General features: G+C 59.1%; 16 protein-coding genes. 6 read left to right on the forward strand and 10 right to left on the reverse strand.

Annotated features, from left to right (window positions below; genetic code table 11):
• Positions 1–159: 159 nt before the first annotated feature.
• The 3 genes from NHU87_RS03375 to NHU87_RS03385 all read right to left on the reverse strand — a co-directional run bounded on the left by NHU87_RS03375 (position 160) and on the right by NHU87_RS03385 (position 2687).
• On the reverse strand, positions 160–933 hold the full coding sequence (locus NHU87_RS03375; protein ID WP_253545635.1) for a MetQ/NlpA family ABC transporter substrate-binding protein: 774 nt from the start codon (positions 931–933) through the stop codon (positions 160–162).
• Positions 934–1005: 72 nt separating this feature from the next.
• Positions 1006–1680, reverse strand: a complete 675-nt coding sequence (locus tag NHU87_RS03380) for a methionine ABC transporter permease (protein ID WP_253545637.1) — start codon at positions 1678–1680, stop codon at positions 1006–1008.
• Positions 1680–2687, reverse strand: coding sequence for a methionine ABC transporter ATP-binding protein (locus tag NHU87_RS03385; RefSeq protein WP_253545639.1), 1008 nt, complete (start codon positions 2685–2687; stop codon positions 1680–1682). Before NHU87_RS03385 ends, NHU87_RS03380 begins: the two co-directional genes overlap by 1 nt.
• A 264-nt stretch (positions 2688–2951) precedes the next feature.
• Here NHU87_RS03385 and katE point away from each other — a divergent pair, with 264 nt between their 5' ends.
• Positions 2952–5090 carry a catalase HPII gene (katE, locus tag NHU87_RS03390; protein ID WP_253545641.1) on the forward strand — a complete coding sequence of 713 codons (2139 nt, stop codon included), beginning with the start codon at positions 2952–2954 and terminating at the stop codon, positions 5088–5090.
• A 95-nt stretch (positions 5091–5185) separates the two neighbouring features.
• Here the strand turns inward: katE and NHU87_RS03395 are convergent, their stop codons facing one another.
• The 4 genes from NHU87_RS03395 to zur are packed head-to-tail and all read right to left on the reverse strand — an operon-like array spanning position 5186 to position 7982.
• Positions 5186–5902: a PA5502 family lipoprotein gene (locus NHU87_RS03395; RefSeq protein WP_253545643.1), complete on the reverse strand. Its 717-nt coding sequence runs from the start codon at positions 5900–5902 to the stop codon at positions 5186–5188.
• A gap of 37 nt (positions 5903–5939) precedes the next feature.
• Positions 5940–6728 carry a zinc ABC transporter permease subunit ZnuB gene (znuB, locus tag NHU87_RS03400; RefSeq protein WP_253545645.1) on the reverse strand — a complete coding sequence of 263 codons (789 nt, stop codon included), beginning with the start codon at positions 6726–6728 and terminating at the stop codon, positions 5940–5942.
• A complete protein-coding gene (gene znuC / locus NHU87_RS03405; protein ID WP_253545647.1) occupies positions 6721–7500 on the reverse strand; it encodes a zinc ABC transporter ATP-binding protein ZnuC in 780 nt (259 codons plus the stop codon). Before znuC ends, znuB begins: the two co-directional genes overlap by 8 nt.
• Positions 7500–7982 carry a zinc uptake transcriptional repressor Zur gene (gene zur, locus NHU87_RS03410; RefSeq protein WP_253545649.1) on the reverse strand — a complete coding sequence of 161 codons (483 nt, stop codon included), beginning with the start codon at positions 7980–7982 and terminating at the stop codon, positions 7500–7502. The genes znuC and zur overlap by 1 nt, the downstream gene beginning before the upstream one ends.
• Before the next feature lie 66 nt (positions 7983–8048).
• Here zur and znuA point away from each other — a divergent pair, with 66 nt between their 5' ends.
• A complete protein-coding gene (gene znuA / locus NHU87_RS03415; RefSeq protein ID WP_253545651.1) occupies positions 8049–8975 on the forward strand; it encodes a zinc ABC transporter substrate-binding protein ZnuA in 927 nt (308 codons plus the stop codon).
• Between the two features lie 119 nt (positions 8976–9094).
• Here znuA and NHU87_RS03420 read toward each other — a convergent pair whose 3' ends face one another.
• Both NHU87_RS03420 and NHU87_RS03425 read right to left on the reverse strand, forming a co-directional pair.
• Positions 9095–10045: a homoserine kinase gene (locus tag NHU87_RS03420; RefSeq protein WP_253545653.1), complete on the reverse strand. Its 951-nt coding sequence runs from the start codon at positions 10043–10045 to the stop codon at positions 9095–9097.
• A gap of 59 nt (positions 10046–10104) precedes the next feature.
• Positions 10105–10392 carry a DUF2782 domain-containing protein gene (locus NHU87_RS03425; protein ID WP_253545655.1) on the reverse strand — a complete coding sequence of 96 codons (288 nt, stop codon included), beginning with the start codon at positions 10390–10392 and terminating at the stop codon, positions 10105–10107.
• A 74-nt stretch (positions 10393–10466) separates the two neighbouring features.
• On the opposite strand from NHU87_RS03425, the gene polA reads away from it, so the two are divergent.
• The gene (gene polA, locus NHU87_RS03430) at positions 10467–13235 is read left to right on the forward strand and encodes a DNA polymerase I (RefSeq protein ID WP_253545657.1); all 2769 of its coding nucleotides are present in this window, start codon (positions 10467–10469) and stop codon (positions 13233–13235) included.
• 273 nt (positions 13236–13508) lie between these two features.
• Here the strand turns inward: polA and yihA are convergent, their stop codons facing one another.
• Entirely contained in the window at positions 13509–14153 is a 645-nt protein-coding gene (gene yihA, locus NHU87_RS03435) for a ribosome biogenesis GTP-binding protein YihA/YsxC (protein WP_253545659.1), read from the reverse strand.
• A 191-nt stretch (positions 14154–14344) separates the two neighbouring features.
• Here yihA and NHU87_RS03440 point away from each other — a divergent pair, with 191 nt between their 5' ends.
• The 3 genes from NHU87_RS03440 to dsbA all read left to right on the forward strand — a co-directional run bounded on the left by NHU87_RS03440 (position 14345) and on the right by dsbA (position 16134).
• The gene (locus tag NHU87_RS03440) at positions 14345–14635 is read left to right on the forward strand and encodes a c-type cytochrome (protein ID WP_038980343.1); all 291 of its coding nucleotides are present in this window, start codon (positions 14345–14347) and stop codon (positions 14633–14635) included.
• Positions 14636–14681: 46 nt separating this feature from the next.
• Positions 14682–15293: a c-type cytochrome gene (locus NHU87_RS03445; protein ID WP_253545661.1), complete on the forward strand. Its 612-nt coding sequence runs from the start codon at positions 14682–14684 to the stop codon at positions 15291–15293.
• A gap of 199 nt (positions 15294–15492) precedes the next feature.
• Positions 15493–16134 (forward strand): thiol:disulfide interchange protein DsbA, encoded by a 642-nt coding sequence (gene dsbA, locus NHU87_RS03450; RefSeq protein WP_253545663.1) that lies wholly within the window; start codon positions 15493–15495, stop codon positions 16132–16134.
• The last annotated feature ends 11 nt before the right edge of the window (positions 16135–16145 follow it).

Here is a 16145-nt window from a genome sequence, read left to right on the forward strand (position 1 = left end):
GCGTCCGTAAGATCGCCTTCGCCGGCAAGCCTGGCTCCTACAGGGGTGGTGTTTCAGGCAAAAAAAAACGGGGACGCAATCAATGCGTCCCCGTTTTTTTGATCGTTCCCACGCTCCGCGTGGGAATGCAGCCAGGGATGCTCTGCGTCCCCTTCAACGTCAGAACGCCGGCAATACCGCACCTTTGTACTTCTCGAGAATGAAGGCTTTCACTTCCGGGCTGTGCAGGGCAGCAACCAGTTTCTGCATCGCGGCGCTGTTCTTGTCGTCCGGACGGGCCACGAGGATGTTCACGTATGGCGAGTCGCTGCCTTCGATGACCAGCGCGTCCTTGGACGGATCGAGCTTGGCTTCCAGCGCGTAGTTGGTGTTGATCAGCGCCAGGTCGACCTGAGTCAGCACGCGCGGGATGGTCGCGGCTTCCAGTTCGCGGAATTTCAGGTCCTTGCTGTTCTCGGTGATGTCCTTCACCGTCGACAGGATGTTGTTCGAATCCTTCAACTTGATCAGACCAGCCTTCGCCAGCAGCAACAGCGCACGACCGCCGTTGGTAGCGTCGTTCGGAATCACCACGTTGGCGCCGCCCGGCAGCTCGGTCAGGGCTTTGTACTTGCTGGAGTAAGCGCCCAAGGGCTCCAGGTGTACACCGGCAACGCTGACGAGGTGGGTGCCCTTGGCTTTGTTGAACTCATCCAGGTACGGCTGGTGCTGGAAGAAGTTGGCATCCAGACGCTTCTCGGCCACCTGCACGTTCGGTTGGATGTAGTCGGTGAAGACTTTGACCTTCAGGTCCACGCCTTCTTTGGCCAGGGCCGGTTTAACGAACTCGAGGATTTCCGCGTGAGGCACCGGGGTGGCCGCGACGGTCAGAGTGTCGGCAGCGTGTGCGGAAAAGGCTGCAACGGCAGCGAACGCGACGAGTAGTTTTTTCATTCAGCTAACTCCTTGTGGGTACCCGCTTGCGGCGCCCGTTTGGCGCCTGCCAGCGAATGGCCGGCTCATGACTTATTTACGTGAGAAGTGGACAACCAATTTGTCGCCAACGGTTTGCAGCACTTGAACCAGCATCAGCAGCAACACCACCGTCACAACCATCACATCCGTCTGGAAACGCTGGTAACCAAAACGGATCGCCAGGTCGCCCAGGCCACCAGCGCCGACCACACCGGCCATTGCTGTGTAGGACACCAGTGTAATCGCTGTCACCGTAATCGCCGCGAAGATGCCCGGGCGGGCTTCCGGCAGCAAGGCGTTGGTGATGATCTGACGTGTCGTCGCGCCCATGGCCTGGGTCGCCTCGATGATGCCGCGATCCACTTCACGCAGGGCGGTTTCCACCAGTCGCGCGAAGAACGGCGTGGCACCCACCACCAGCGGTGGAATCGCGCCGGCGACACCCAGGGAGGTGCCGGTGATCAACACGGTGAACGGAATCATCACGATCAGCAAAATAATGAACGGCAGCGAACGCAGAATGTTCACCACCAGCGACAGCATCGCGTACACGCCTTTGGCTTCCAGCAACTGGCGCGGGCTGCACAGGAACAACAGGACGCCCAGCGGCAATCCCAAAAGCACGGTGAACAACAGCGAACCGCCGAGCATCAGCAGGGTGTCGCAGGTGGCCAGCCAGATTTCGTACCAGTCGATATTGGAAAAGAAACTCGTCAGGACTTCCATCAGCGCAGCACCTCCATGTGGACGTCGGCTGCGGTGAAGTGAGCAAACGCCGCGTCCATGTCGCCACCGGTAATGGCCAGGGTCAATTGCCCGTAAGGGACGTCTTTGATGCGATCGATACGACCGGCCAGAATGCTGTAGTCCACGCCTGTTTCCCGGGCGACGGTACCCAGCAGCGGCGCGTAGGTCGATTCGCCCTGGAAAGTCAGACGCACGATGCGCCCCGGCACGTGAGCGAAGTCGTCACGCTGTTCGCTTTCGTCGATATGCTCGTCTTCTTGCACGAAGCGCTTGGTGGTCGGGTGCTTGGGATGCAGGAACACCTCGGCCACCGGCCCCTGCTCGACGATCTTGCCGGCATCCATCACCGCCACCTGATCGCAGACCCGACGGATCACATCCATCTCGTGGGTGATCAGGACGATGGTCAGTTTCAGCTCACGGTTGATCTCGGCCAGCAGTTGCAGGACCGACGCCGTGGTCTGCGGGTCCAGGGCACTGGTGGCTTCATCGCACAGCAGGATTTTCGGTTTGGTTGCCAGGGCGCGAGCGATGCCGACACGCTGTTTCTGACCGCCAGACAGTTGCGCCGGGTACTTTTTCGCATGGTCAGACAGGCCGACCCGCGCCAGCAACTCCGCCACACGCCGGTCAATTTCGCTACGCGACAGTTCACCGGCGAGGGTCAGCGGCAGCGCGACATTGTCGGCCACAGTCTTGGACGCCAGCAGATTGAAGTGCTGGAAAATCATTCCGACCTGCTGACGGAAACGCCGCAGGCTATTGGCGTCCAGCGCGGTGACTTCTTCGCCATCGACGATGATCTTGCCGCCACTGGCGTTTTCCAGGCGATTGATCAGACGCAGCAGGGTACTTTTTCCCGCGCCGGAATGGCCGATCAGACCAAAGACCTGACCATTCTCAATCGTCAGATTGGTCGGATGCAGGGCGGGAATATCCTTACCGGCGACGCGGTAAATTTTGTGGACGTTTTGAAACTCGATCACGTAGCGAACCTTGTGGGGCGCGTTAGAAAAGGATCAGCGGTTAGCCGGGCGCGCATTTTAGCCTGTCCGTATAGAGGTTCTTAGCATTTATTTCGCATTCAACCAGCGATTTGGCAATAACGCGATCAAAGGTCAGAAAAAAGGAACGGCGCCAACTCCCCATCGGTCACTGATTAAGCAACTCGAGAATGCCTGGATGCCGTGTCCGGGCAATGGCTCATAAGCCTTGGCCCGACGGGAATCGCAACGAGGAGTTTACGTCTGATGAGTACTAAAAAGCCTGCCGCCCCCAAAAGCGCACTGGCCGGGACCGATACCCTGGACCGCACCAACACTAACGCCAAGCTCGACAGCCTGGAAAAATTTCGCTCCGACGCCACCGAACAGGCCTTGCGCACCAACCAGGGCGTGAAGGTCGCGGACAATCAGAACACGTTGAAGGGCGGCGCCCGCGGGCCGTCGTTGCTGGAAGACTTCATCATGCGTGAAAAGATCACGCACTTTGACCATGAACGTATTCCCGAGCGCATCGTCCATGCCCGTGGTACCGGTGCCCATGGTTACTTCCAGGCGTATGAAACCCATTCCGTCCTGACCAAGGCCGGGTTCCTACAAGACCCAAGCCAGAAAACGCCGGTTTTTGTGCGCTTTTCCACGGTGCAAGGTCCGCGCGGGTCAGGCGATACCGTGCGGGACGTACGAGGTTTCGCGGTGAAGTTTTTTACCGAAGAAGGCAACTTCGATCTGGTGGGCAACAACATGCCGGTCTTCTTCATTCAGGATGCGATCAAGTTTCCTGACTTCGTACATGCGGTAAAACCCGAGCCCCACAACGAGATTCCTACCGGTGGTTCGGCCCACGATACGTTCTGGGACTTTGTTTCCCTGGTGCCGGAATCCGCGCACATGGTGATGTGGACCATGTCTGACCGGGCGATCCCCAAAAGCCTGCGCACCATGCAGGGCTTCGGCGTGCATACGTTTCGCATGATCAATGCCGAAGGCAAGGCGCGTTTCGTAAAATTCCACTGGCGCCCCGCCGCTGGCACCTGTTCGCTGGTGTGGGATGAAGCGCAGAAGCTCGCCGGCAAAGACACTGACTTCCACCGTCGTGATCTCTGGGAGTCCATCGAGAGGGGGGACTACCCGGAATGGGAATTGGGCGTACAGATTGTCGAGGAGGAAAACGAACATGCCTTCGATTTCGACCTTCTCGACCCCACCAAAATCATTCCTGAGGAAGTCGTGCCGATCACTCCGCTGGGCAGGATGGTGCTCAACCGCAACCCGGACAATTTCTTCGCCGAAACCGAGCAGGTCGCCTTCTGCCCCGGGCATATCGTGCCGGGGATCGACTTCTCTAATGATCCGTTGCTGCAAGGGCGGTTGTTTTCCTACACCGATACGCAGATCAGCCGACTCGGTGGGCCGAACTTTCACGAGATCCCAATCAACCGGCCGGTGTCGCCATTTCACAACGGTCAACGGGATGCGCAACATCGCACCACCATCGACAAGGGACGCGCATCCTACGAGCCAAACTCTATCGACAGCGGCTGGCCCAAAGAAACCCCGCCGGCCGCGCAGAACGGTGGCTTCGAGACTTATCCGGAGCGCATCGACGCTGCGAAAATCCGTCAGCGCAGCGAGTCGTTCGCCGACCACTTCTCTCAGGCGCGGCTGTTCTTCCACAGCATGAGCAAGCACGAACAGGAACACATCATCGCGGCCTACAGCTTCGAGCTGGGCAAGGTCGAACGCGAATTCATTCGAGCGCGGCAGGTGAATGAGATCCTGGCCAATATCGATCTGGAACTGGCCAAACGCGTGGCGCAGAACTTGGGCTTGCCGGCACCGAAGGCCGGCACGGTCGAGGTGCGTCAAACTTCACTCGACCACTCCCCCGCCCTGAGTCAGGCCAACCTGCTGTCGGGGGATATTAAAACCCGAAAAGTAGCCATTCTGGCGGCCAACGGGGTGGATGGTGCGGCAATTGATGCGATGAAGAAGGCTCTGATGGCCGAAGGCGCGCACGCCAAATTGCTCGGCCCGACCTCGGCCCCCGTGACAACCGCCGATGGCAAAGCGCTGCCGGTGGATGCGTCGATGGAAGGTCTGCCTTCTGTAGCGTTCGACGCAGTGTTCGTGCCGGGTGGCGCGGCGTCGATCAAGGCGCTGAGTACCGATGGCGTGGCGCTGCATTACCTGCTGGAGGCGTACAAGCATTTGAAGGCAATCGCGTTGCATGGCGAAGCGAAGCAGTTGCTGGATGTGTTGAAGCTAGAGGTTGATGCGGGGTTGATCGTGGGTACGGATGCCACGCTGTTCAAGGCGTTTTTTGCCGCGATCGGTCAGCATCGGGTGTGGGATAGGGAGCCAAAAGCCAAGGCGGTTCCGGCTTAGGATTTTTATCGCCAGGAGAGGCGCCTTCGCGGGCAAGCCTCGCTCCTGCAAGGTTTACGCTGCACCTGTAGGAGCGAGGCTTGCCCGCGAAGCTTTTAGGGCTTACGCGGACTCAAAACCATCTGCGCCGGAATGTTGCGCAGAATCTGCTTGTTAAGCTTCAGATCAAACTCCGAATCCAGTTTCTTCACCCGTTTGGTCAGCAGCGTGGCCAGCCATGGGTAATCCTGGGTGCGCGGCGCCTGAATGCTCACATCGCACTGATAATTCACCACATCGGCGGCGATGGCATCCAGTTGTCGACGAAGCTTGCTCATATCGGTGAGATTCAACGCCACCGTAGTGCTTTCAGCCGTCGGGTCGATGACTTTGGCCTGAGGTTTGGCTTCGGCAGCCTTGAGAGCCGCTTCGGCTTTATCCAGTTCCGCCTTGCGCGCCTGGACAATGGCACTGTTGACGCCACCAGTCAGCGCCGGGGCCTTGGGCATCAATACCCGGGCACGGCTAAGGGCGGTGGCTGCTGCATTCACATCACCTTTCTGCAGCACGATCCGGCTGCGCAGCAAATAAGCTTCGGCCAATTGCCGCTGGTACTGCTCGAGGGATTGATCGTTGGGCGACTCGGCCTGCAACGCCGCCAATTGCCCTTCGGCGGTGGCCAGTTCGCTGCTGGCCAGGCTTTGTTCCAGCTGTGCGATAGCCGTGGCCCGCGCATCGGGGGCCTCGGTGGCCGCCGGTGGCGTGCTTTGGCAAGCGCCCAGCAGCAGCGAAAATGCGACAAGGAGCAGATAACGGGAGGCGAACAGCTTCATTCCTGCGACTCTCTATTTGCGCAAAAAACGAGCAAGTCTACACCCCTCGACGGGGCAGGACAAAACTCAGCAGAAACAGCGCGGCGGCCGTCACCACAATCGATGGGCCCGCCGGGGTGTCCTTGAACCAGGACAACGCCAGCCCGCCACACACCGCGAGCATGCCCAGCAGGCTCGCGCCCAATGCCATCTGCTCCGGCGAGCGGGCGTGACGCTGTGCCGCAGCCGCCGGAATAATCAGTAACGAAGTAATCAGCAACACGCCGACGATTTTCATCGCCACCGCGATCACCACTGCGATCAGCAACATCAAGGCCAGGCGCAACGCCGCCACAGGCAAACCTTCCACCTTGGCCAGTTCTTCGTGCACCGTGATCGCAAGCAATGGCCGCCACAACGTCACCAACATTGCCAGCACCGCCGCGCTACCGCCGAGGATCCAGGCCAGATCGGTAGGACTGATCGCCAACAAGTCGCCAAACAGATAGGCCATCAGGTCGATCCGCACTTCATGCATGAAGCTTAGTACCACCAAGCCAAGCGAGAGCGTGCTCGGTGCGAGAATTCCCAAAAGCGTGTCGGACGCCAGTGGCTGCCGTTGTTGCAATGTCACCAGCAATACCGCCAGCAACAAGCAGCCTACGGTGACCGCAACGGTCGGGCTGACATCCAGCAGAAAACCCAGCGCCACCCCGAGTAGCGCCGCGTGGGACAGGGTGTCGCCGAAATAGGCCATGCGCCGCCAGACCACGAACGAACCCAACGGACCCGCGACCAGCGCCAGGGCCAGACCTGCAAGCAGGGCATAAAGCAGAAAATCAGCCATGCTTGCAGCTATCTCCATGAACGTGAGTCGACGGGGCCGCGCTGACCACTGAGCCATGCAGGTCGTGGGCGTGGTCGTGATGGTGGTGATAAATCGCCAGGCTTTGTGCGTTTTTTCCGAACAGCTCGACGAATGCCGGATCGCCGCTGACCTGCTCGGGATGTCCGGAACAGCAGACGTGGCGATTCAGACATACCACCTGGTCGGTGGTGCTCATCACCAGATGCAGATCGTGAGAGACCATCAAAACGCCGCAACCATGACGGTCGCGCAAGCGTGTGATCAGGCTGTAGAGCTCGGCTTGACCGGCTACATCGACGCCTTGTACCGGCTCATCGAGCACCAGCAGTTCCGGCTCGCGCAACAATGCCCGCGCCAGCAGCACCCGCTGCATTTCGCCACCGGAAACACTTTGCACCGGGCTATCGATCACCTGTTCGGCACCGACTTCCTTGAGGGCGGCCAAGGCCCGAGCGCGGTCCACGCCCGGCACCAGACGCAAGAAGCGCAGGACCGAAAGCGGCAGGGTCGGATCGACATGGAGTTTTTGCGGCATGTAACCGACGCGCAACTTCGGCTTGCGCCAGACGCTGCCGCTGTCCGGTTTCAACAGGCCGAGCACCGCGCGCACCAGTGTGGTTTTGCCGGCACCATTAGGGCCGATCAACGTGACGATCTGCCCCGGCTCGACGCTCAGCTCGATGTTGTCCAACACGTTTTGCCCGGCAAAGGTGACAGCCACTTGCTCGAGGCGAATCAGCGCGTTGCTCATCAAGCCCCCTGGCAGCCCGAGCAGAGACCGACCACTTCGACGGTCTGGCCTTCGACGACAAATCCGACATCCTTGGCGCTGCCGATGATCGCATCGCTGATGGATTTCTGTTCGAGCTCGATGGCCGCGTGGCATTCGCGGCAAATCAGGAACTGACCTTGGTGGGCATGTTCCGGGTGATTGCAGCCAACGAAGGCGTTCAGCGAGGAGATACGGTGTACCAAACCGTTTTCCAGCAGGAAATCCAGCGCGCGGTACACGGTCGGCGGCGCGGCGCGGCGGCCGTCCTGCTCGCTGAGCACTGCCAGAATGTCGTAGGCACCCAGCGGTTTGTGGCTCTGCCACACCAGCTCCAGCACCCGCCGACGCAAAGCGGTCAGGCGCAGCCCCTGACGTGCGCACAAGGCATCGGCCTCAGACAATGCGCTATGAACGCAATGAGAGTGGTCGTGGGGACGGCTGGCAATCGGTGTTTTAGGCATGAGCGGCGACGAGTTTTGTGAGAGACGTTATTATGTTACCCGTTCTCGCCTCTTCGAGTGGTCATCGTGTCCCGACTTTTTTCTATCTTTGTCGCATTTGTCGCAAGTTTTCTGCTGATCGGCTCAGCTCAAGCCGACGTCAAAGTGCTCACCAGCATCAAGCCTCTGCAGCTGATCGCCGCCGCGGTGCAGGACGGTGTGGCGGTTCCGGAAGTCTTGCTGCCGCCCGGCGCCTCGCCCCATAACTATGCCTTGCGCCCATCCGACGTGCGGAAAGTGCAATCGGTGGATCTGCTGTACTGGATCGGCCCGGACATGGAAGGCTTCCTGCCTCGCGTGCTGAAAGGTCGTACGCTGCCCACCGTCGCGGTGCAGGACTTGCCTGCCCTGAAACTGCGGCATTTCGCCGAAGACAACCACTCCCACGAAGAAGAAGCCGACGAGCACGATCATGATCACGATCACCGCCCCGGCAATCTGGATGCGCATTTGTGGTTGTCACCGATCAACGCCCGCGTGATCGCCAGCAAAATGGCCGCCGATCTGAGTGCTGTCGATCCGGCCAACGCGGCGCGCTACCAGAGCAACCTCAAGGCATTCAATGAGCGACTGGACGCTTTAGACCTGCGTCTGAAAGCCCGTCTGGCGGGTATCGCGGGCAAGCCTTACTTCGTGTTCCACGAAGCCTTCGACTACTTCGAAGACGCTTACGGCCTCAAGCACACCGGCGTATTCAGTGTCGCAGCCGAAGTGCAACCCGGCGCCCAACACGTGGCAGCGATGCGCACGCGGTTGCAGGAAGTCGGCAAGACCTGCGTGTTCAGCGAACCGCCGCTACGCCCACGCCTGGCAGAAACCCTGGTGGCCGGGTTGCCGGTGAAACTGGCGGAACTGGATGCACTGGGCGGGTACACGCCAGCGACGGCTCAGGGGTATGAGCAGTTGCTGGAAAAGTTGGGGAATGATTTGGCGGGGTGTCTGGAGTCGTTGTAAGCAGGAAGTTTTGTGGTGAATTGTTCGCGGGCAAGCCTCGCTCCTACAGGATGTGTGCCGTTCATAATATGGGTGAACGACACAAATCCTGTAGGAGCGAGGCTTGCCCGCGAAGCTTTTTAAAGCGCAAATGGCAACGGCGTACTAACCTTCTGCCGCTGCGCCAAGCGCAACTGAAATTCCATCGGATCGTGAATCAGCACGTCCTGCCCGGCGAAGGACTCCGCGGCGATCAACCGCGACAACCAGAACCGTACGCACGCCACGCGCAGCATGGTCGGCCATAGCTCGGCTTCGGCAGCGGTAAACGGTCGCAGCGCGGCATAAGCGCCCAGCAATGCCCGCGCCCGAGCACCATCAAGCTGCCCTTGTTCATCCGAACACCAATCGTTCAAGGCAATCGCCACGTCGTAGAGCATCGGCCCCGAACAGGCGTTGTAGAAGTCGATCAACCCGGTCAGGTGCGTGCCTTCGAACATCGCGTTATCGCGGAACAGGTCGGCGTGGATGTTGGCGCGCGGCAGCGCCAGAATTTTCGTCTTCTGCTGTGTGATTTCATCCAGCGCCCGTTGCAGCAAATCGCTTTGCTCGGCATTCAGGTGGGAAAGCAACTGCGTGCCCTCCTCCAGCATCCAGTCCAGGCCGCGATCGGTTTTGCGTTTGATCATGTTGGCTTGGGTCGCCAAGTGCAGATGAGCCAGCAGCTCACCGACCTGAGCGCAATGCTGCGCATTGGCATCCTTGATGTGCTTGCCTGCCAGGCGTGGCTGCAACAGCGCAGGTTTGCCGGCCAGTTCGCGCAAGGCGACGCCGTCGGTGGTGCGCAGTGCATAAGGCACCGGCAGGTCAGCGTCGTGCAGCACGTCGAGCAGCTCGATGAAAAACGGCATCTCCTGCACCGGCCCGCGCTCGACCAGGGTCAGGACAAACTCGCCCTGCTCCAGGCTGATAAAGAAGTTGGTATTTTCGCTACCGGCGGCGATCCCCTGGAAATCAAGCAGGCGGCCGAGCCCGTAAGGGGCGAGAAAGGTTTCCAGCTCGGGCCGAGCCAGGGGGGTGAACACAGACATGGTTAAAACTGCCAGTACGGGCGCCGCGACTGCCGGCGCCGATTTAAGTTAGGAGCGGTTTACCACTCGAATATTTTCCACGACGGAATCAGCATATCCGGCTGGTCCGAGCGAATGAAGTTAGCGTCGGTGCCATCAGCGCGCACCAGGAAATACGGTTTACCGACTTTCGGGGTCACCTTGATGGCATACAAAAAACCATTCTGCCGATATTCCTGAATGGTTTTGTCGCCTTCCGTGCGGATCGTTACATCCGGGTCCGCCGAGGGCGCGTCGTCCGCCGCCATAACAGCCAATGGGGTGATTGCAAACAAACCAGCCAGCAACAAGCGATTTAGTGTGCGCATGATAACCTTGTCCCTTTGTCGTCAACGGTCCCGCTATTCTAGCGCCGGACCCGCCGAAAAGGTTGATCCTGCTCATGAGCCAAGCCCCCCTCGTCCTGGTGGACGGTTCTTCTTATCTATACCGCGCCTTTCACGCGCTGCCACCGCTGACCACGTCCAAAGGCCTGCCGACCGGTGCGGTCAAGGGCGTCTTGAACATGCTCAAGAGCCTGCGCAAGCAGTACCCGGACAGCCCGTTCGCCGTGGTGTTCGACGCCAAGGGCGGGACGTTCCGCGATGCGATGTTCGCCGAATACAAGGCCAATCGCCCAAGCATGCCCGACGACATGCGCGTCCAGATCGAACCGTTGCACGCCAGCGTCAAGGCCCTGGGCTTCCCGCTGCTGTGCGTGGACAACGTCGAAGCGGACGATGTCATCGGCACCCTGGCCCGCAGCAGCGCGGCCGCCGACCGTCCGGTGGTGATCTCCACCGGCGACAAGGACATGGCGCAACTGGTCGACGGGCACATTACCTTGGTCAATACGATGACCGGTAGCGCGCTGGACGTGGAAGGCGTGAAGGAGAAATTCGGCGTCGCTCCCGAGCAGATCATCGATTATCTGGCTCTGATGGGCGATTCGTCCGACAACATTCCGGGTGTTCCGGGTATCGGTCCCAAGACCGCTTCAGGCCTGCTGGTCGGCGTGAACGGCGGCCTGACCGAGCTCTATGCACAGCTCGACATCGTCCCGACCTTGCCGATTCGCGGCGCCAAAACCCTGCCGGCCAAGCTCGAAGAACATAAGGAGATGGCGTTCCTCTCCTATCAACTGGCAACCATCAAGATCGACGTACCGCTGGACATCGGTCTCGACGATCTGCAAATGGGTCCTCCGGATCACGACAAGCTCGCCGAGCTTTACACCCTGCTGGAATTCAAAAGCTGGTTCGAAGAGAACCAGCGCGACGCCAAGCGATCGGGTCAGGACATTGTCGAGGTCGTCCAGGAACAGCTGGGCGCCGCCGAAGCTAAGTACGAAACCATCCTCGACCAGAAGCACTTCGAGGCCTGGCTGGCCAAGCTCGACAAGGCACCACTGATCGCCTTCGTCACCGAAACCAATGGCACCGATGCTCAACATGCACAACTGGTGGGTTTGGCGTTTTCCGTCGCGGCCAACGAAGCGGCCTACATTCCGTTGACCCATTCCTACATGGGCGTGCCGGAGCAACTGGATCGCGACACCGTGCTGCTAGCGCTAAAATCGCTGCTGGAAAACCCGAATAAACTGAAAGTCGGCCAACACGCCAAGTTCGAAACCAACATTCTCGCTAACTGTGCCATCGGTGGCGATCAGAGCAACGGGATTATTGTTCAGGGCATTGCCTACGACACCATGCTTGAGTCTTACGTCCTGGACTCGACGGCCACCCGCCACGACATGGACAGCCTGGCGCTCAAATACCTGGGCCAAAGCAAGACCGACATTCAAGGGATCGCGGGCAAAGGCGTCAAACAGCTGACCTTCGACCAGATCTCTCTTGAGCTGGCGGGCCCCTATGCTGCCGAAGATGCCGATGTCACCTTCCAGTTGCACTTGGCGTTGCAGGAAAAACTGGCGGCAACGCCAAGCCTGGGCAAAGTGCTCAACGAGATTGAAATGCCGCTGATGCCGGTTCTGGCCCGTATCGAGCGCCAGGGCGCGCTCGTGGATGCCAACCTGCTGGGCATCCAGAGCGTCGAACTGGGCGAGAAACTGGTCGCCCTTGAGCGTGAGGCGTTCGCCATTGCCGGTGAAGAATTCAACCTGGGTTCGCCTAAGCAACTGGGCGTGATCCTCTACGAAAAACTCGGCTTGCCCGTACTCAGCAAAACCGCCAAGGGTCAGGCCTCGACTGCCGAAGCGGTATTGGCCGAGTTGGCCGAACAGGACTACCCGCTGCCCAAAGTACTAATGCAATACCGCTCGCTGAGCAAGCTCAAAAGCACCTACACCGACCGTTTGCCAGAGCAGATCAACACGCGCACCGGGCGCATTCATACGTCCTACCAGCAAGCCGTCGCCGCCACCGGACGTTTGTCGTCGATCGACCCGAACCTGCAGAACATTCCGATTCGCACTGCCGAAGGTCGTCGGATTCGTCAGGCGTTCGTCGCGCCAAAAGGCTACAAGCTGCTGGCCGCGGACTATTCGCAAATCGAATTGCGGATCATGGCGCACCTGGCCAAGGATGAAGGCTTGCTGCACGCCTTCCGCAATAACCTCGATGTACACCGCGCCACGGCCGCAGAAGTGTTTGGCGTCGAGCTGGACGCAGTCACCAACGATCAGCGTCGTAGCGCGAAAGCCATCAACTTCGGTTTGATCTACGGCATGAGCGCGTTTGGCTTGGCCAAACAGATCGGCGTTGACCGCAAACAGTCCCAGGCTTATATCGACCGCTACTTCGCCCGTTATCCCGGCGTACTGGAATACATGGAGCGCACCCGCGCCCAGGCCGCCGAGCAAGGTTTCGTCGAAACCATCTTCGGTCGTCGTCTGTACCTGCCGGAAATCAACGCGAAAAACCAGGCCCTGCGCAAAGCCGCCGAGCGCACGGCGATCAACGCCCCGATGCAAGGCACCGCGGCGGACATCATCAAGAAAGCCATGGTAACGGTGGACAACTGGCTGGCATCGTCAGGCCTGGACGCCAAAGTTATTCTGCAGGTGCACGATGAGTTGGTCCTCGAAGTACGGGAGGACCTCATCGACCAGGTGCGTGAGGACATTCGCGTGCACATGAGTAGCGCGGCACAACTGGATGTACCGCTTTTGGTCGAGGTAGGTGTAGGCAACAATTGGGATGAGGCGCACTAAGCCGTTGTGCTGCGGCACAGTGCCGCAGCACAAAAAGTCGACGGGCTATAGAGCGGAAAATGACGTCGATTATTTCCAATCGTTTTTGAAAATAGTCTGAACTAAATCCGTGAACCGCCACTCAGAGTTACTGAATGGCTGGTGAAGCCCTTCGATGCTCCTATGTTGTGTTAAGTGTTGGCAGATAATCTGGACCCCGCCCTAGCGGTCCGGAGCTTGAACCCCGGAACTTCTTCCTCCCCATATGAAGTCCGGGGTTTTTTTTGCCCGAACTTACTCAGCGGCAGTCTCGCTGCCCTTGTCCGCCAGTTCCATCCAGCCCGCCAATACAGTGTAGGCGTCTTCCAGGCCCATGCGCTTGGGTGCCGAAAACAGCTGGATAGTGATCGCATCGCCCCAGCCTTTACGGATTTCCGTCTGAACCTTGAGCAGCGCGTTTTTCGCCGCGCCATAGGTCAGCTTGTCTGCCTTGGTCAGCAAAATATGCATCGGCATGCCACTGGCGATGGCCCAATCGAGCATCAGGAGGTCGAAATCGGTCATTGGATGACGGATGTCCATCATCAGAATCAAACCTTTCAAACTCTCTCGACCGCCCAGATAGGCTTCGAGGTGACGCTGCCAGTGCAGCTTCAACGGGATCGGTACTTTCGCGTAACCGTAACCCGGCAGGTCGACCAGACGGCGTTCATCGTCTAGCTTGAAGAAGTTCAACAGCTGCGTGCGACCCGGAGTTTTCGAGGTCCGCGCCAGGCTGGCGTGTGTCAGGGTGTTCAACGCGCTGGACTTGCCGGCGTTGGAACGCCCGGCGAAAGCCACTTCAAAGCCTTCATCGTCGGGGCATTGGTCGACTTTGGCGGCGCTGAGCATGAAGGTGGACTGTTGGCACAGACCGAGGATGGGGTTCTTGAGTTGCATGGGATTTCCGATGTGGGCGGCGCCGGGAATGGACGCGGCAAGCAGTGTCGTTTCCGTTTCAGTGACGCCAGTATATAATGCCGCAGATTTTGTGTGCGCTTTGTCCCAGCGTAGGATGAAGTTCACGAGAGCGATTAACCTTGATTGCGCATTAGAACGCAGCACGCTCTCAACCCTGAAAAGGTCGTTTTATGACGAAATGGCTGCTAGCTGCCGGTGTCTTGATGCCGCTTTACAGCGCTCAGGCTACACAGGATCCGGAAGCTGTGTACAACCGTGTTTGTGGTGCCTGTCATTCCGGCCAACTACCCATGGCGCCCCGCAAGGGCGATCAGGAAGCCTGGACGCCGAGGTTGGCGAAAGGTATGGAGACGCTGGTGCAACACGTGACCCAGGGTTTCAAGGCGATGCCGCCGCGTGGTTTGTGCATGGACTGCAGTGCCGAGGATTACCGAGCCATCATCCACTGGATGAGCGAGTAAACCCGGCCCATAACTCTTTAACCCTTAGCCGTAGTTGGATTAGCTGATGAACAAATTGATCGTGAGTCTGCTGTTGACCGTGGGGATCTCCGGCATTGCCCATGCTGCAGGTGATGCGACTGCTGGTCAGGCGAAAGCCGCAGTATGTGGCGCCTGTCATGGCCCGGATGGCAATAGCATGGCGCCTAACTTTCCGAAACTGGCAGGTCAGGGCGAGCGTTATCTGAACAAGCAGCTGCACGACATCAAGTCCGGCAAACGCACGGTACTGGAAATGACCGGCCTGCTGACCAACCTCAGCGATCAGGACCTGGCTGATATCGCCGCCTACTACGCCAGCCAGAAAGGCAGCGTCGGCGCCGCCGACCCGAAAGTCGTGGCTCGCGGTGAAGCACTGTTCCGTGGGGGCGACCTGGCCAAGGGTCTGCCAGCCTGCACCGGCTGCCACTCTCCAGATGGCAAGGGCAACGCCGCTGCCGGCTTCCCGCACTTGGGCGGGCAGCATGCTCAGTACGTCGGCAAGCAACTGACCGATTTCAGAAAAGAAGAAGGCGGCCGGACCAACGACGGCGATACCAAACCGATGCAGAGCATCGCTAAAAAGCTGAGCGACGAAGATATCGCCGCAGTCTCCAGCTATATTCAAGGCTTGCACTAAGGCCTTGTGATCGAGCGTTGTGAGTGATGCACATCTCTTGCAACGTTAACACTCGATTAATCCGTCGATGCAAACATAAAAAGGGTAGCTTTGGCTGCCCTTTTTTGTGGCCGCTGCCGTTACACTACAGCACTCAAGCCCGCCGGAATCTGTCTGAAAACAGGTCGCGCGAGGCGCCCCAATTGTCCAGGAGTAAAGCATGCGTAATCTGATCATCAGCGCCGCGCTCGTCGCTGCCAGCCTGTTCGGCATGACTGCCCAAGCCGCCGAAAAACCTGAAGCGCCCTATGTCGAGCTGAGCAATCCGGTCCCGGTGGCCGTGCCTGGCAAGATCGAAGTCGTGGAGCTGTTCTGGTACGGCTGCCCGCATTGCTATGCCTTTGAACCCGTTGTTAACCCATGGGCTGAAAAGCTGCCTTCGGACGTGAACTTCGTACGCATTCCGGCCATGTTTGGCGGCCCTTGGGACGCACACGGCCAGATGTTCCTGACCCTCGAAGCCATGGGTGTCGAGAACAAGGTTCACGCGGCAGTGTTCGAAGCGATTCAGAAAGAACACAAGAAATTGACCGACAAAGAAGACATGGCCGACTTCCTGGCGACCCAAGGTGTCGACAAGGACAAGTTCCTGGCCACCTTCGACTCCTTCGCCATCAAGGGCCAGATCAACAAAGCCAAAGAACTTGCAAAGAAATATGAAATTTCCGGCGTGCCTACGATGGTCGTCAACGGCAAGTATCGTTTTGACATCGGCTCTGCCGGTGGTGCCGAACAAGCACTGAAACTGGCCGACCAACTGGTTGCCAAAGAGCGAGCGGCAACCAAGGCCGTCGCCAACTAAGCGCGGCACCT

The organism is Pseudomonas mandelii (assembly GCF_024138395.1).
In the GTDB taxonomy this organism is placed as follows: domain Bacteria; phylum Pseudomonadota; class Gammaproteobacteria; order Pseudomonadales; family Pseudomonadaceae; genus Aquipseudomonas; species Aquipseudomonas mandelii_E.